General features: G+C 40.5%; 12 protein-coding genes and 1 other RNA gene. 7 read left to right on the top strand and 6 right to left on the bottom strand.

Annotation, left to right across the window (positions count from 1 at the left end; all coding sequences use genetic code 11):
• Window positions 1-141: 141 nt before the first annotated feature.
• The 4 genes from fni to mvk are packed head-to-tail and all read right to left on the bottom strand — an operon-like array spanning window position 142 to window position 4,185.
• Window positions 142-1,179: a type 2 isopentenyl-diphosphate Delta-isomerase gene (gene fni / locus JOC36_RS04995; RefSeq protein WP_205145413.1), complete on the bottom strand. Its 1,038-nt coding sequence runs from the start codon at window positions 1,177-1,179 to the stop codon at window positions 142-144.
• Complete coding sequence (locus JOC36_RS04990; protein WP_205145412.1) at window positions 1,179-2,258, bottom strand: phosphomevalonate kinase; 1,080 nt, start codon at window positions 2,256-2,258, stop codon at window positions 1,179-1,181. The genes fni and JOC36_RS04990 overlap by 1 nt, the downstream gene beginning before the upstream one ends.
• The gene (gene mvaD / locus JOC36_RS04985) at window positions 2,255-3,241 is read right to left on the bottom strand and encodes a diphosphomevalonate decarboxylase (RefSeq protein WP_205145411.1); all 987 of its coding nucleotides are present in this window, start codon (window positions 3,239-3,241) and stop codon (window positions 2,255-2,257) included. The genes JOC36_RS04990 and mvaD overlap by 4 nt, the downstream gene beginning before the upstream one ends.
• Window positions 3,242-3,249: 8 nt before the next feature.
• Window positions 3,250-4,185, bottom strand: coding sequence for a mevalonate kinase (gene mvk / locus JOC36_RS04980; protein ID WP_205145410.1), 936 nt, complete (start codon window positions 4,183-4,185; stop codon window positions 3,250-3,252).
• 357 nt (window positions 4,186-4,542) lie between these two features.
• Between mvk and JOC36_RS04975 the strand changes: the two genes are divergently transcribed.
• From JOC36_RS04975 to JOC36_RS04960, 4 genes are all read left to right on the top strand, one after another.
• A complete protein-coding gene (locus tag JOC36_RS04975) occupies window positions 4,543-7,389 on the top strand; it encodes a helicase C-terminal domain-containing protein (RefSeq protein ID WP_205145409.1) in 2,847 nt (948 codons plus the stop codon).
• A 98-nt stretch (window positions 7,390-7,487) separates the two neighbouring features.
• Window positions 7,488-8,000, top strand: a complete 513-nt coding sequence (locus JOC36_RS04970; RefSeq protein WP_205145408.1) for a cell wall elongation regulator TseB-like domain-containing protein — start codon at window positions 7,488-7,490, stop codon at window positions 7,998-8,000.
• Window positions 8,001-8,030: 30 nt separating this feature from the next.
• Complete coding sequence (gene asnS / locus JOC36_RS04965; RefSeq protein WP_205145407.1) at window positions 8,031-9,326, top strand: asparagine--tRNA ligase; 1,296 nt, start codon at window positions 8,031-8,033, stop codon at window positions 9,324-9,326.
• Window positions 9,327-9,401: 75 nt separating this feature from the next.
• On the top strand, window positions 9,402-10,154 hold the full coding sequence (locus JOC36_RS04960; RefSeq protein ID WP_239517543.1) for a DnaD domain protein: 753 nt from the start codon (window positions 9,402-9,404) through the stop codon (window positions 10,152-10,154).
• Window positions 10,155-10,197: 43 nt separating this feature from the next.
• Here the strand turns inward: JOC36_RS04960 and JOC36_RS04955 are convergent, their stop codons facing one another.
• Both JOC36_RS04955 and recU read right to left on the bottom strand, forming a co-directional pair.
• Complete coding sequence (locus JOC36_RS04955; protein WP_205145406.1) at window positions 10,198-12,549, bottom strand: PBP1A family penicillin-binding protein; 2,352 nt, start codon at window positions 12,547-12,549, stop codon at window positions 10,198-10,200.
• 18 nt (window positions 12,550-12,567) lie between these two features.
• The gene (gene recU, locus JOC36_RS04950) at window positions 12,568-13,167 is read right to left on the bottom strand and encodes a Holliday junction resolvase RecU (protein ID WP_205145405.1); all 600 of its coding nucleotides are present in this window, start codon (window positions 13,165-13,167) and stop codon (window positions 12,568-12,570) included.
• A 135-nt stretch (window positions 13,168-13,302) separates the two neighbouring features.
• Between recU and JOC36_RS04945 the strand changes: the two genes are divergently transcribed.
• From JOC36_RS04945 to rnpB, 3 genes are all read left to right on the top strand, one after another.
• Complete coding sequence (locus tag JOC36_RS04945; RefSeq protein ID WP_205145404.1) at window positions 13,303-13,869, top strand: SLOG family protein; 567 nt, start codon at window positions 13,303-13,305, stop codon at window positions 13,867-13,869.
• Window positions 13,870-13,960: 91 nt separating this feature from the next.
• Window positions 13,961-14,437: a cell division regulator GpsB gene (gene gpsB, locus JOC36_RS04940; protein ID WP_205145403.1), complete on the top strand. Its 477-nt coding sequence runs from the start codon at window positions 13,961-13,963 to the stop codon at window positions 14,435-14,437.
• 25 nt (window positions 14,438-14,462) lie between these two features.
• Window positions 14,463-14,832: RNase P RNA component class B (gene rnpB, locus JOC36_RS04935), an RNA gene on the top strand.
• The last annotated feature ends 52 nt before the right edge of the window (window positions 14,833-14,884 follow it).

Genomic DNA, 14,884 nt, shown 5'->3' with positions numbered 1-14,884 from the left:
TCTCATAACCTCATCATAGCGCACGTAGCCTGAAAATAATGGTTACCCCAGAAAAAAACAACAATATTTATAAATCGTTTAGATTAAGCAAGCAAAGTTAAACATTCCTTATTAAAAAGTTTACTCTTCTGTAAAGCATGCTTAGCGTCGTTGCGTCAAATAATTTTGTAAATCAGCAGATAATACATAGGGAACATGCACTAAATCAGATCCATTCTTAGCACCAACTAAGGCGTATAACTCACGTAATTGGCGTTGCCAAAGTGTAATTTCAGCGATTAAACCTGCTTCACCGTCTTTCAGTAAAGTGTGCAAGAAATGCCCAGCTACACCAACCGTTTCTGCGCCTAGTACTTGTGCCTTCAAAATATCTAACGGTGATTGAATCCCACCAGTTGCCATAATTGTGGGGTGGTGGGGTGCCAGCTGTGCTTCCAAAAGTGACTCAGCTGTCGTTTGACCCCAATCATATAAGAAATCATATTGATAAGGATTTTCTCGATTGCGCCGGTCCTCAATTTCAGCAAAATTTGTTCCTGAACGGCCACCGATGTTAACGTACTCGATACCTAAATCGGCTAGTTCAGCGATTGACTGGGCGTCCATGCCGAAACCAACTTCTTTAACGATAACAGGCACATCAACGGCTGCCTTAATTTTGGCAATATTGTCTTTCCAATAAAAAGTTGTATCCCCTTCAGGCATAACTGTTTCTTGTGCAGCATTAATATGAATCTCAAGGGCATTTGCTTGTAGCATTTCGATTGCGCGTTGCGCATGCTCAACAGTATGTCCAGCACCGATATTGGCCATCATAAAACCATTTGGATTAGCAGCACGTACCGCTTCAAAGCCAGCAACTTGGGCTGGTTCTTTCATCGCGATACTCTGTGATCCAACTGCCATCGCTACGCCAGTTGCTTTAGCAGCAGCAGCTAAACTAGTGTTAATTTCACTTGTTTTTGCACTACCACCAGTCATTGCTTCAATATAAAAGGGGTAGTCCCAAGGAAAATCTGCATTATCAACTTTTAAATTAACATCGGCTTGGCTCGTTTCAGGCAAAGGCCGATGAATTATGCGAACTGCATCCAGTGAAGAAACCGGGGGATTCTTCTTATAATTTAGCTCTGCCAAAGCTAAATGTTCATTCTTTCTTTGTCCATGAACTGATTCCATTAATCAATACCTTCCAGTCGGCTTTTTGCGATATGCACATCTAATGGTGTAATTTTTAAAGCTTCCCATTTTGAAGCCATCATAACACGTTCTGCTTCATTACGGATGACTGCTAAACCATTATCACCATTTCCAGCGCCCGAAATTTTAGCAGCAATGCCATGATGATGTGCAACAGTTAGCAGAGCTCGTAACTTTGGTGTCATATACTTTAGGTGCATCACATCAGCGAACTTAACTAGGGCAACTTGGTTTAAATGTAGATTTGTTCGAAAACCAATATAGTCTGCTGCTTTAATATTTTGTTCTAATAATTTAATCAAAGGGGTAGTTTTATTCCCTAAGCGCTCTTTATAAATAATAGCTGTTCTTTGATTAACTGATAGCTGTTTTTGTGTATCAGCTGGTTCACCCGTCCAACCAACCAGTAATTGCCAATTTTCTGGGAAAACGATTGGTCGTACGACTAATTTAGGCCAAGGTAATTCTAATAAGACCATCAAATTAAAATCAGGTTGCAAAAGATGCTTCTCCAACCAAAGATTATCAAAGCGCTCGTAAAAAATGATGCCACCAAAACTGGCAGCCGCTACGTCACCCATCGAACCACGTTTAAAATCGGGAAGACTGGTCATGATAATTGCCGCCAATTTGAATATATGCATTGGGTTCTCTGGTAAATGGTAATGCTTCACTAAAGCATTTACTAGGGCAACGACCAAAGCCGCCGACGATCCTAAACCAATCTTTTTACCATCAATGTCTAAATCACTTTTAAAAGATATTTGTAAGCCATTCAGTGTCAAATTATCAGCTTGTAAGCGACGCTTCACCCATTTAAGGGTTTCAATCACTAACTGCCATTCACCCTGAGCTGATAAGTGATCTAAATCATCCAGTTTAACCATTAAACCGCCCAATTTATCACTATTTAAATCGAGCACCGGCTCATCAATATCCGATACCGTAACCGTCATAAACCGGTCAATTGCAAAAATAATACTTGCATGTCCTGGAATCGTAACTGCATATTCACCGGCTAAAAATAATTTGCCAGGTGCTTTTGCGACAGTCTTCATAGCTTTGCTCCTTTGACAATCTGAATCCCCGGACCAGGTGTGGCAGCTACCGTTTGGACATTAGGTAAACTAGCGGCCAGGGCTTCTGTTATCGCTTGTGTATCTTGTTGCTTTGAAATTAATTTAACATTTGGACCCGCATCCATTGTAGCGTACACTTCAATACCTTTTTGCCGTAAAGTGGCAGCTAATTGAATCACCGTCCATGATTGGTCAGTTAAATAATTAAACGGTGGGTTAGCTGTAGTATTTGTTGCATGCATTTGTAAAGCGTTGCTCTCAGCTAATGACCCTAATTTTTCAAAATCATGCTGCGCAATTGCCGCTTCCATGTCACTCACGGCCGCATTCGTATTTTCAACCCATTGTGCATAGAAGGGCGAGGTTGCTTGGGTATGTTGCATGCCACCACGTGAATCAATTTTTTTAGGTTGATCGTTAATGATAACCGTCAACAGTTGAATATCCCAATCAACGTCAGCTTGTAAAACTTTTGCATATGAACTTTCGTCACTATCGCCACGCTGCCATTCAACAAAACCACCAAAAATTGAACGTGATGCCGATCCTGAACCGCGTCGGGCTAGGCGACTTAACTCACTTGGGGTTAGGTTTAACCCAGCCGCTTTACTTGCTGATCCCGCTAAGGCTGCAAAGGCTGAAGCTGACGAAGCCAGTCCTGCGGCCGTTGGCACATGGTTAGTTGATTTAACAAGGGCATGCGTACTTAATTGGGCTTCTTGTCGTACGATATCTAGAAAACGTACGATTTTGTCATAACTTTTACCAGCAAGTGGAGCATCATTTAAAAAGACTTGATCTTGGACCAAGTCATCATCAAACTTCACTGAAGTGTCAGTATAAAATTCATCTAGTGTTAACGAAATCGAAGTTGTGGTTGGGATAATAAAATCCGTATCAGCTTTTCCCCAATATTTTAGCAGGGCGATATTCGTATGAGCACGCGCTGTATATTCTCGCATAAGTCTTCCTATTTCTTATGATAATGTTGTGACCAAGTTTCTTGAGCACCAGCCTGTTGTAAGGCTTTAATCACTGCTTGGGCTTGGGCTTTAGTTTCGGTGAGCGCCAACATAGCACCGCCAACACCGCCACCAGTTAACTTAGCACCAATCGCCCCGGCAGCAATTGCTGCTTCAACCAAACGATCAAGACTAGGATGTGATACCCCCAGAGCTTTAAGATGCGTATGCGCATCTGTCATTGCTTGACCAATTTCATGTAAATCATCATGAGATAAACCATTGCGCATTTGATAAGCAATGGCACCTAAGGCCTCGATATGATTTTGTGTCTCTTTGGGTTTGGTTTCCATCTGTTGTCGAACAACTGAAACCGCTAAACCAGTCTGACCGCGAATACCGGTATCTGCAATAATCAAATAACCTTCTAAATTCATTTGCAGCGTTTCGATTGTCTCATTTTTAATGAACCAAACCGGTACATCACTAGCTGAAGTTGCCGCATCCAAACCAGAAGGTGACCCATGCGTCACAGCTTCTTCAATATTAGCCCACTTTTGTAAATCTTGATCTGAAAGTGGTGTTTCAAAAAAATCAAAAAAAGCACGAATAATGGCAATTGCCGAAGCAGCTGAAGACCCCATACCACGTTCTTGTGGTATTTTTGATTCAATCTCTAAAGTAAACGGCATTTCAACGGCATCAAAATATGTTAGTAAGTGCGTGATTAATTGTCGCACACCTTCATATACTTCACCCATGGCTTCCATCGGACCTTGATAATTTGGCGTCAAAACAACTTGTCCTGCTTGCCGTTCTTTCAAAGTTGCTGTCATCGCCAAATCGGGGAGGGGAATTGCGATTGCTGGTTGCCCGTACACGACCGAATGATCACCAATTAAAATGACCTTGGCGTGACTTTTTCCCATACTTTCACTTTTCATGTTTAAACCACCAATCTAACAAATTATATATATGTTTATGTATCTATTCATAGCGTTTTCACGTTAAATTACACACTAATAAAGTCTAACAAAATTTAACCTAATATGCTATATCACATGCGCGTGATGTACAAAAAAATAAATCCCGAAAAAACGGAGCTAATCCCGAAAAAACAGGATTTATCGGCTATTGAACATCGACAAGGGCGCTCCATCACTGGTACAATAGCATGTGTATTCAATGTTGCCTCATTGATAGGGCTACATTTACGTAAACATTAGTCTAATCTATTAAAATAAACATACCTTAAGAAATACAGAATTAGGCTCAGAAAATAGGTAAGGGCGTGGTGAACAATGCCAAAAAAAGATATCTATGCCGTTGTTGATTTAGAAACAACCCAAACTTCACAAGAAGATGGGCGCATCATTCAAATCGCAATTGCCTTTGTACAAAACAAAACCATCATTAATCAATTTTCAACAATGGTTAATCCTGACAAACCAATCCCCAGACATGTGACACAGTTAACTGGTATTACCAATAAGATGGTAAAAGGGGCCCCATATTTTGAAGAAATGGCGCCAACTATCTATAATATGTTGCAAGGGACAACTTTTGTCGCCCATAATGTGAATTTTGATTTACCATTCCTAAACAATGAATTCACACGGCTCGGCTATCAACCACTTGATGTTGAAGCCTTAGATACAGTAACGCTAAGCCAAATATTGTGGCCGACTGCACCTGGATTCCGTCTGATTGATATTGCCCAATATTTAGGCATTTTACATACGCATCCACATCAAGCGGATAGTGATGCTGCAACGACTGCTGAACTATTGATTGCAATTTTAAATCGAGCTGAATCTTTACCAATGGTCACACTACAAGCATTAAATGATTTGCCACTCGTGTTGCCACAACAAACTAAATCAGTTTTTGCAGACGCACTAGCAGCTAATCGCCGGCATCCACAACCTTTGCCAGACTATCTAGAAATCATTGATGGCTTAGCCATCCGCCGTTTCTCAGATCCAGCACCGCTTGTTCAAGATTCTCACGCACAATATCCAAAGAAGGCTGCTCAGAAAGAAAAGCTTTATGGTGACAAGTTAAGCTATCGTAAGCCACAAGCAAAATTAATGAACCTTGTCGCTCGCCATTACGAAGAGACTTTAAAGCCAAATGCTGAGGGCGAAAATACGTTAGTCATTGAAGCACCAACCGGCATGGGAAAAACGTTAGGTTATACTTTGCCATACGCTTATTTGGCGAATGCCAATCAAAAGCAAGTTGTCATCTCGGTACCAACCATCACTTTACAGCACCAGGTCGTTGAAGTGATTAATGAACAACTCAATGCCGTTCTTCCATTTGAAGTACGTGCGGTTAGCTTAAAAGGAAAATCACATTATCTAAATCTGCAAAGCTTTAAGCGCGCACTGACAGTTGATGAAGGATCAGTGGCTTTGCAATTTATTAAAGCCCAGATTTTGGTGTGGTTGACTGAAACGCTGACGGGTGATTTTGACGAACTTAATCTCATTAACCCTCAGACACAATTTATGGAGAAATTATCACAACCAGCCAATAATCCGAGTGGCTCAGCCTTTTACGGGCATGAATTTAGTGACCGCCAGGACATTTTAGCCAAGGAGTCACAATTCTTGGTTGTGAATCATGCCTATTTGGCCTCATACGCTCATACGTTGGGCGTTAAAGAAGATGCGCCATATTTGGTCATTGATGAACCGCAACATTTGCCAGAAGCAGTTATTCAACAAAGTCGCCGTCAATTAAATTTCAAACGTTGGCTCAATGATGTAGAAGAAACGCAAAACCTCTTTACACGAACTGATGCTGCCAACATTCAAGACATTTTGGCGCGTATTCCTGGTGGTCGTAAAATCAAGACACGTTTCACTGAACGGCTACAACAACTTGCCAGTGAAATCCCGCAACTAGAAACAAAATTATTCCGGCGCTTCTTGCTTAATAAAAAGGAAGTTCTCGCCAGCGGTATTCATGAATTTCCCATTGATTTGCCTGATTTAGCTCAATTTTGGGTTGAACAAGGGGGGCGCGTCGATAAGATTGAGGGTGCGGTTCACGACTTAGAACAAGCTCTGAATGACTTTTTAAACGAATTTAGTCAATTAAAACACGTCTTTTCAATTGAAGAACGTCAAGCTCTGGCTGATTTAAGACGGCATCTCAACCTCATTAGCGATTCAGCCAAAAAAATTAATCAGTTCCAACAAGATTTAGTAGATTTTCCTGATGCCAGCGTATTTTGGCTCTCACAAACCGCTGATCAAGAAGGGCAACATCTGCGGCTTAGCGGTGGATTATTGCATACTGTCGATTACTTTAAGCAACGGGTGTATCCTTACTTTGTGCCAGCAACGTTTATTGGTGCCACATTATTTACCTCAAACAAATCAAGCTATTTCTACGATCGCCTAAATATTGATCGCACAACTGCCGAAGTGCACACTTTTCCAGATGTCTTTGACTATGAGACCCAAAGTGAATTTATTATGGCTAAAGATGCAGTTAGCCCGAACGATTCAGGTTATGTCCAATATTTAGCCCATGAATTAACAGATATTTTAAATGATGTTAGTGAAAATACGCTGATTTTGTTTAATTCCCATGAAACTTTGCAACAAGTTTATTACCAAATGCAAAATCTAAACGCTGGTAGCAAAAACAAACTCACGCTTTTAGCACAAGGTGTGACTGGAACTCGTGGACGAATTTTGAAACGGATGCAAAACGAACAGGGAATTGTCGCACTCGGCGCCAATAGTTTCTGGGAAGGCATCGATTTGCCTGCTGAACAATTGCGGCTTGTCATTATGACCCGCTTACCGTTCGACCAACCTGATTCAATCCCGCAAAAAGCTGAGGAAGCTTTTTTGCAAGCCCATGGGCGTCAGCCGTTCTATCAAAGCACCTTGCCCAAGGCAGTGCTACGAATGCGTCAAGGAGTAGGGCGCTTAATTCGAACCCCAGCTGATTATGGAGCTGTGGTCATGTTAGATGTGCGCTTACTCGATAAAACATACGGTAAAACCATTCAAAATATGTTGCCTGACTCAATGCCAAAGAAGTCATTAACGAGTCAAGAAATTGGTCCTGAGCTCAAGGAATTTTTCCAGCATCGGGCAACAGATGACTCGACAGAAAACCCTTAAAAAAGGCGGAATAAAGCTTTTAAGTCCGGCCTTTTTTTGATAAAGTATATATTAGTTGAATCATACCCTGAGGTATGATGTTAGAGGAGGGGCTCATTATGGAGATGCGTTTGGCACCTCAACGTCGCCGGCGCCAACAGCGCCGCCGCCGCTACACAATTATTGGTGTTATAGTAATCATTCTTATCTTGGTAGTCGGTTATTTCGCGGCAGTCAATCACCCAATGTCACAGGCGCGCTCAAATTTAACCCATTCGGCTAAACAAGCTAAGCAAATTCGTTATGTTGATCATTTTTATCATGTCTCAAATCAACATACGTATTATGCTTTAACTGGTCGTAACCAGGATAACCAACCTGTTGGGGTTATCCAACGTAAAGGTTCAAAAAAGCTAACGACCGTTAAATTAAATCATGGTCTTAGTGCCAAAGATATTCGACAAAGCGTTAAGCAAAACTATCAGGTTAAAAAAATTACCTCATTAGGTCTTGCCACTTATCATAATATTCCGGCTTGGGATGTAACGTTTATCGATAAGCAAAATAATATGAATTACGTTACATATCGCTTTAGTGATGGTAAGGTTTTGCGCTCGATTTTAAACTTGTAAAATAAATATAAATATTAAGGAGTTAATTTTATGGAAACGATTCGTATTGAAGACGCCCCACATTTTGTTGGTGAGAAGGTTCGTTTGGGAGCATGGTTACGTAATAAGCGTGGCTCAAACAAAATGCAATTTTTACAACTTCGTGATGGTACAGCCTTTTTCCAAGGTGTGGCTTCAAAGGAAGAAGTTGGGGAAGAAACTTTTGCTAAAATTAAAGCCTTAACTCAAGAAACAAGTATGTATTTGGTGGGTACTATCCGCCAAGATGACCGTTCACCCTTTGGATACGAAATGGATGTTGAAGATGTTACGGTTGTTGGTGAATCAGAAGGCTACCCAATTACACCAAAAGAACATGGTACCGATTTCTTGATGGACCACCGTCATTTATATCTTCGCCACATTCAGCCATTTGCAGTTCTTCGTATTCGAAACACTTTGATTGCAGCAACGTATGAATTCTTCAACAAAGAAGGCTTCATTAAGATTGACTCACCATTGTTAACTAGTTCAGCTCCTGAAGGTACAACTGAGCTATTCCACACTGAATACTTTGATACAGATGCTTATCTATCACAAACAGGGCAGTTATATGCCGAAGCAGGTGCAATGGCCTTCGGTAAGGTCTTCACCTTTGGACCAACTTTCCGTGCTGAAAAATCAAAAACCCGGCGTCATCTAACTGAATTCTGGATGATTGAACCCGAAATGGCTTGGATGCACCAAGATGAATCACTTGAGGTCCAAGAACGTTATATTGCTTACTTGATTCAAGCCGTTCTTGATCGCAATGATTACGAGCTTGGCTTGTTAGGTCGAGACAAAGAGTTGTTGAAGAGTTACACGCAACTACCATATCCACGTATGTCATATGATGATGCCATTAAGTTGCTACAAGACAACGATTTCGATGTTGAATGGGGTGTTGACTTTGGTTCACCTGAAGAAACTTTCTTAGCAAACCACTTCAATAAGCCTGTATTTATTACCAACTTCCCTAAGGCCATCAAGGCTTTCTATATGAAGCGCGATGATGAACGTGATGATATTGTCATCTCAGCCGATTTGTTAGCACCTGAAGGTTATGGTGAAATCATCGGTGGATCAGAACGTGATACTGATTACGATTACTTAGAGTCACGCATTAAGGAAATGGGTCTTAATGTGGATGATTATCAATGGTACCTAGATCTTCGTAAGTACGGTTCTGTGCCTCATTCTGGTTTCGGTCTTGGTTTGGAACGTATGGTCACATGGGTGACAGGTGAAGAACACATTCGTGAAGCCATTCCATTCCCACGTACGATGAACCGTCTAAAGCCTTAAAACATTTAAATGTACTAAAAAAACAGATGTGATTGCATCTGTTTTTTTAAAGCTTAATTCATAGAGGAGGAGCCCTTGGCTGACGCATATTTTCAAAAGAATTTCTTTGCGATGGGTGACGTATCCATCAGTAACTATCTGCTAAATCATTATCAAGACCTTGGTATGACAAACGATGAATTATTAGTTTACATTCAATTAAAAAACCAAGCCGAGCATTTACCTGATATTGACCTACAACAAATGTCTCACAATTTAGGTTGGTCAACTGAAACCATTAATAATTTAATTGAACAATTACGTTCTAAAAATTTTATTGATCTAAATTCACAACGCGATGCACAGGGGCGTATGACGACTTCTATTGATTTTTCACCACTCTACAATCAGATTATGACGAAGCAAGGAGAATACACGCAATCAACAGCAAGCCAGCGTGTCAAAAGTCACGGGGAAGTCATGGCGACAACCAACGCACAAAATGATCAACCAACGCGCACCGACATTTATAATATGATTGAACAAGAATTCGGCCGGCCTCTAAGTAGTATGGAATTACAGACCGTACGAGATTGGTTCGATATTGATCATTTCCGTCCAGACTTTATTAAAGCCGCTTTACAAGAAGCTGTTGTAAATAATGCCTTAAACCTAAGATATATCGAAACAATCTTAGTTACTTGGCAAAAAAAGAATTATCATTCACTTAATGATGTTTACAATGAACGGAAAAATCGACAACAATATAAGCAATCACATCCTGAAACACCAGTAGAACATGTCGTTACTGATGTCGATATTAACCAAGTTGATTGGTCAAAGCTATAAAAAAAGACCTAGCAGATTATCTATCTGCTAGGTCTTTTTTTATTTATTCACCTGCGGCTGAACTTGAAGCATCGTTCTCATTTCCACCAGTAGTAGGGGAAACTGAGCTTTCAGTTTCTTTACTACTTGTTACCTCAGGCTTGCTGCTACTGTTGGCAGTAACATTATTATTCTGAGTATTACCAGTTTGATTGTTATTTTGTCCATTTGTTGCTTGATTATTGTCATCAGATTGACTGCTTGAACTCTGTAGAATTTGGGCAGTATGACTATTCATAATCGTTGAACTGTTTGCAGATGAATCAGAATCATCATCTGATTTAGAAGAACTATCTTCAGAACGAAGCTTGTCTAGCCCAGGATCACTAAAGTGAGCCCCTCGAACTTCATATTCTTCCTTACCATACTTTTCAACAGTCTTAACACTTGATGGCACATTCCAATCAGAACCGTCAGCCTTAATTGCACCAGAAGTCATGACATAATCCATCAAAGACTTATAAGCACGTAGGGCAAGCATTTGTTCATCACCCTTAGCTAAGTAATGGCCTGGTGTGTTTGGCTCGTCATAACCAGTCCAACTTGAAATGGCAGCACTCTTGGTATAACCAGTAAACCACGTATCAGAAGCTGCACCATCTGGCACATCAACATCATCAGAGTAACCAGTCGTACCAGTTTTACCAGCTTGTTCATAAGCATCAGTCTTAACGATATTAGCGTATGAATCAGAAACAACTGACTTCATCATACTTGTTAGCATGAAGGCGGTTGACTTCTTCATTGCTCGGCTACCATTAGGCTTGATATCCTTTACGTCACCATTTTGTTCAGAAATACTTGAAACATAGTAAGGCTTGTAATAAGTACCACCATTATCGAAGGCAGCATAAGCAGCAGCTTCTTGTTCGGTCGAAACATCAATACCAATGGCATTACTTGCAACCATCTTGTTTGGCTTAATATCAATGCCTAACTTTTGCAAGAAATCAGATGAACGCTTAGCTCCAACCGATTCAAATGTCTTAATCGCAGGAATATTTCGTGATTGAGCAAGTGCATAACGCATGGTCATTGGACCTTCGAACTTGTGATCAAAGTCATATACCTTAGTATTTGTACCAGGGTATGTGTAAGCCGAATCATCCAAAGCACGATAAGTTGGCCAATTAAGCTTTTCAACTGCAGGCCCATAATCAACCAATGGCTTAGCTGTTGAACCAGAAGAACGTGAGGTTTGCGTTGCACGATTTAATCCAAACGTTGAATCATTCTTACGTCCACCAATCTGAGCAATAACTTTACCATTATTCGGATCAGTAACAGTTGAAGCCCATTGTAGGTCGTCGCTTGGCCACTGCACATCACTATCGCCATTCGCAATTTCGTATGCTTTCTTTTGAACATCGTAGTTCATATTAGTGTGAACACGTAAGCCATCTCGAGAAGGGTCATAACCCAAACGTTGCAATTCTTGCAAGGTTGATGAAATATAGGCATCTGAAATCTTAGCATTTTGCGCTGTCTTATCCGTATCAGGATGATCAAGTTGCAAGCCCTTAGTAATTGGCGTTGCTTGATCCTTCTTCATCTCGGCTTCTGAGATAACGCCATTTTGTTGCATCGCCGTTAAGACTGTGTCACGCCGTTGCTTGGCGCCCTTAGGGTTGGTGTATGGATCATAACCAGATGGTGACTGTGGTAATCCAGCTAGCAAGGCAACTTCTGGGGTCGTCAACTTGTCCATTGGCTTACCAAAGTAGTAATCAGCCGCCGTCTTCATACCATAAACGCCATTTCCCATATAAACTTTATTCATATAGAAGGTAAGGATTTGATCTTTAGAATATTTCTTTTCCAAATTAACTGCCAGATAAGCTTCTTGCGCTTTACGCTTTAAAGTTTGATCAGCACTAGAAGTTGAAAAGACAGTTAACTTAACCAATTGCTGCGTTAACGTTGATCCACCTTGGAGACCCAACGATGAGCCTGTGAAGTTGGCTAATGTCGCACCAAGAATTCGTCGTGGATCCACACCATGGTGCTTATAAAAACGCTTATCTTCAATTGAAACAACCGCTTGCTTCAATGATTTAGGTAATTCTGACTCTTTAGCAACTTCTCGTGTTTGGTTACCAGTGGTGTAGAATACCTTACCTTTAGAATCAAGTAACTGTGTCTGTGAAGTTCCCCGTAAAGCAGTATCAGTAATCTTAGGTGCGCTTGAAGCATAATAGGTAAATAACCCAGCTCCGGCAGCCACGCCTAAGACACCAACCACGGCTACGGTAATAAGGCCGTTACGTAGGTAATGATGCGTTTGATTGCTATTTTTACCTGCACGACTATTTTGATTAGAATCGCTTCGATTCTTTCGTGATGGTTCATCACTCATTTTAACTACTCCTTCAATTTAACGTTGCTTACGCAACTGATCAATTGCATCTAAATATGGTAGGGCAGGGTTTAAGCCCAAATTAACATGTTGTCCCTGCTCAGCGATGACATCATATGGAATTGACTTTCTAGCGTGCTCTTGATTATCCCAATAATCGAATAATAATTGCGCCCATATCACAAAGGTTTCCTGCCGCTTTGTGAAACGGATAATCATAAACGCTAAGCCATCCTGTTGCACGACCTGTTTTAAATGATTAACTTGGTGTTCATGGACATTACTTAAAGGAAATGAATTTTTGTTTGCCGTTTCTTTAGCGTCAAAATCAATGTAATTGCCTTGATAAACACCATTATAATCAGTCGTTGAAGCTTCCCTAAAATAAGCTTCTGTAATTTTAGCTACCGATCGTGCGGGATAGTCCACATGCACAATTTGTACAGGGGTAGGCTTCTTATGAATCACCGCACGGTTCGTCGCTAAATAATAACTATTAGCCTGATTCAGTTCATCTTCTAACGTCATGCCACGCTTAGCAGCTGAGAAAGATTTCCGTGAAATAACATCATGTTTTGGATTTTGATATTTTTGACCATTTGGATAATTAATCGCCACTAAATATACCTCAATTCCAGTTGTATCTATACAATTATAGCAAAAATATTTTTTAATAAAGCATTTTAAGCTTATTTTTTTCAAATTTCGGTATAATTTTAAAAATACAATACTATAAATAGGAGGAATTTCAAGTTGGAACGGGTTTGGATAACTGGCTTTACACAATATGACCTTGGGATTTTTAGCCAAAAGGATCCAAAAGTACGCGTCATCAAATATGCCTTAAATCGGCAAGCTAAGCAACTACTTTCAGATATTGATGATGAATTTTGGGTATTAACCGGTGGTCAGTCTGGGATTGAGCAATGGGCCATTGAAACAACCTTAACCCTTCAAGCTGAATACCCTAATCTAAAAGTTGCCTTGATGACACCCTATGCCCATTTTGGTTCAAATTGGAAACAAGAACGCCAAGATGAACTACACCAACGCATGCAGCAAGTTGATTTTGCCGGTAGCGTTTCAAAGGCAGATTATCAAAATCCACGTCAAATGATGAATTACCAACAATTTATGCTCAATCATACTGATCAAGCTCTCATCTATTTTGATTCCATCGCTGAACAGGCAAAGACACATTATGCGCATCAAGCCATCCAGCACTATCAACAACAGCATCCTGATTATATAGAAAGAATGATCGATTTCGATCGTCTACAAGATTATGCTGATGAATATGCGGAACAATTAAATGACTAATTTTTAATAAAAAGCGCTTTTCTTTTGTAATTAGGCATTAAAACTGCTAAAATTAATGACATGTAGTAAGAGATAAAAGGAGTTCCTAAACATGGAAAATGTTCAACACACTCGTGAAGATATTTTAAACAAAGATTTCAAGAATACTCGTATCGGTTCTGGTTATGATAAGACTGATGTTGATGCCTATCTTGATGAAATTATGGGAGATTACCAAATTTTCCAAAACAATATTGATGAATTACAAAGCCAAAACGAAAAGCTTAAGGCGCAAGTTGCTGAATTAACTAAGCAAGTAAATGCTGCTCAAGCTATTTCAGCAAGCAACCCTTCAAATCCAGCACCAGCAAGTGCTGCAACAAACACCAACACTAATATGGATATTTTGAAGCGTTTGTCTAATTTGGAACGCCGTGTGTTTGGGACTGTTTCAGGAGATAACGGTACCGTTAATCCGGCCGAACCAAGTGTTAAGCCAGCTGAAACACGCGTAACTCCTACAGAAGTTGGTCAAGAAACAATCGTTGCCAATTTCTCACAACAAGGGTCTACTCAAAACTCAAAATAAGTGTATAATATCTAATTACTGATGTATTGGTGGGTAATTGCGTATGGCTTATGCCGTATGAGGAAAGTCCATGCTCGCACTGACTGCGATGTCAGTAGTGTTCGTGCTAGCTGAAAAAATAAGGCTAGGCAGCTCTTAAAGAGTTGACGGCCAACGAAAAACCTACGGATTATCTATGGTTAAATAGTTGTGAAAGTGCCACAGTGACGAATCAACTTAGAAATAAGTTGAATGGAACGCGGTAAACCCCACGAGCGGGCAACCCAAACTTTGGTAGGGGCGCTTGACCTAGCAAATTGAAGCGATGGTCGGGGAGATAGCAATATCTGAGATAGATGATTACCACCACATAAAGAGTGCCATCCTTTGTGTGGAACAAAACATGGCTTACAGCCAATACATCTGGCAAAGCCGGCGTCCTAGTGGCGTCGGCTTTTCTTTTTGACA

The sequence above is a fragment of the Weissella uvarum genome (assembly GCF_016908785.1).
Classification (GTDB): domain Bacteria; phylum Bacillota; class Bacilli; order Lactobacillales; family Lactobacillaceae; genus Weissella; species Weissella uvarum.
The sequence above is the reverse complement of the archived record's forward strand: the minus strand, read 5'-3'. Positions and strand labels throughout refer to the sequence as shown.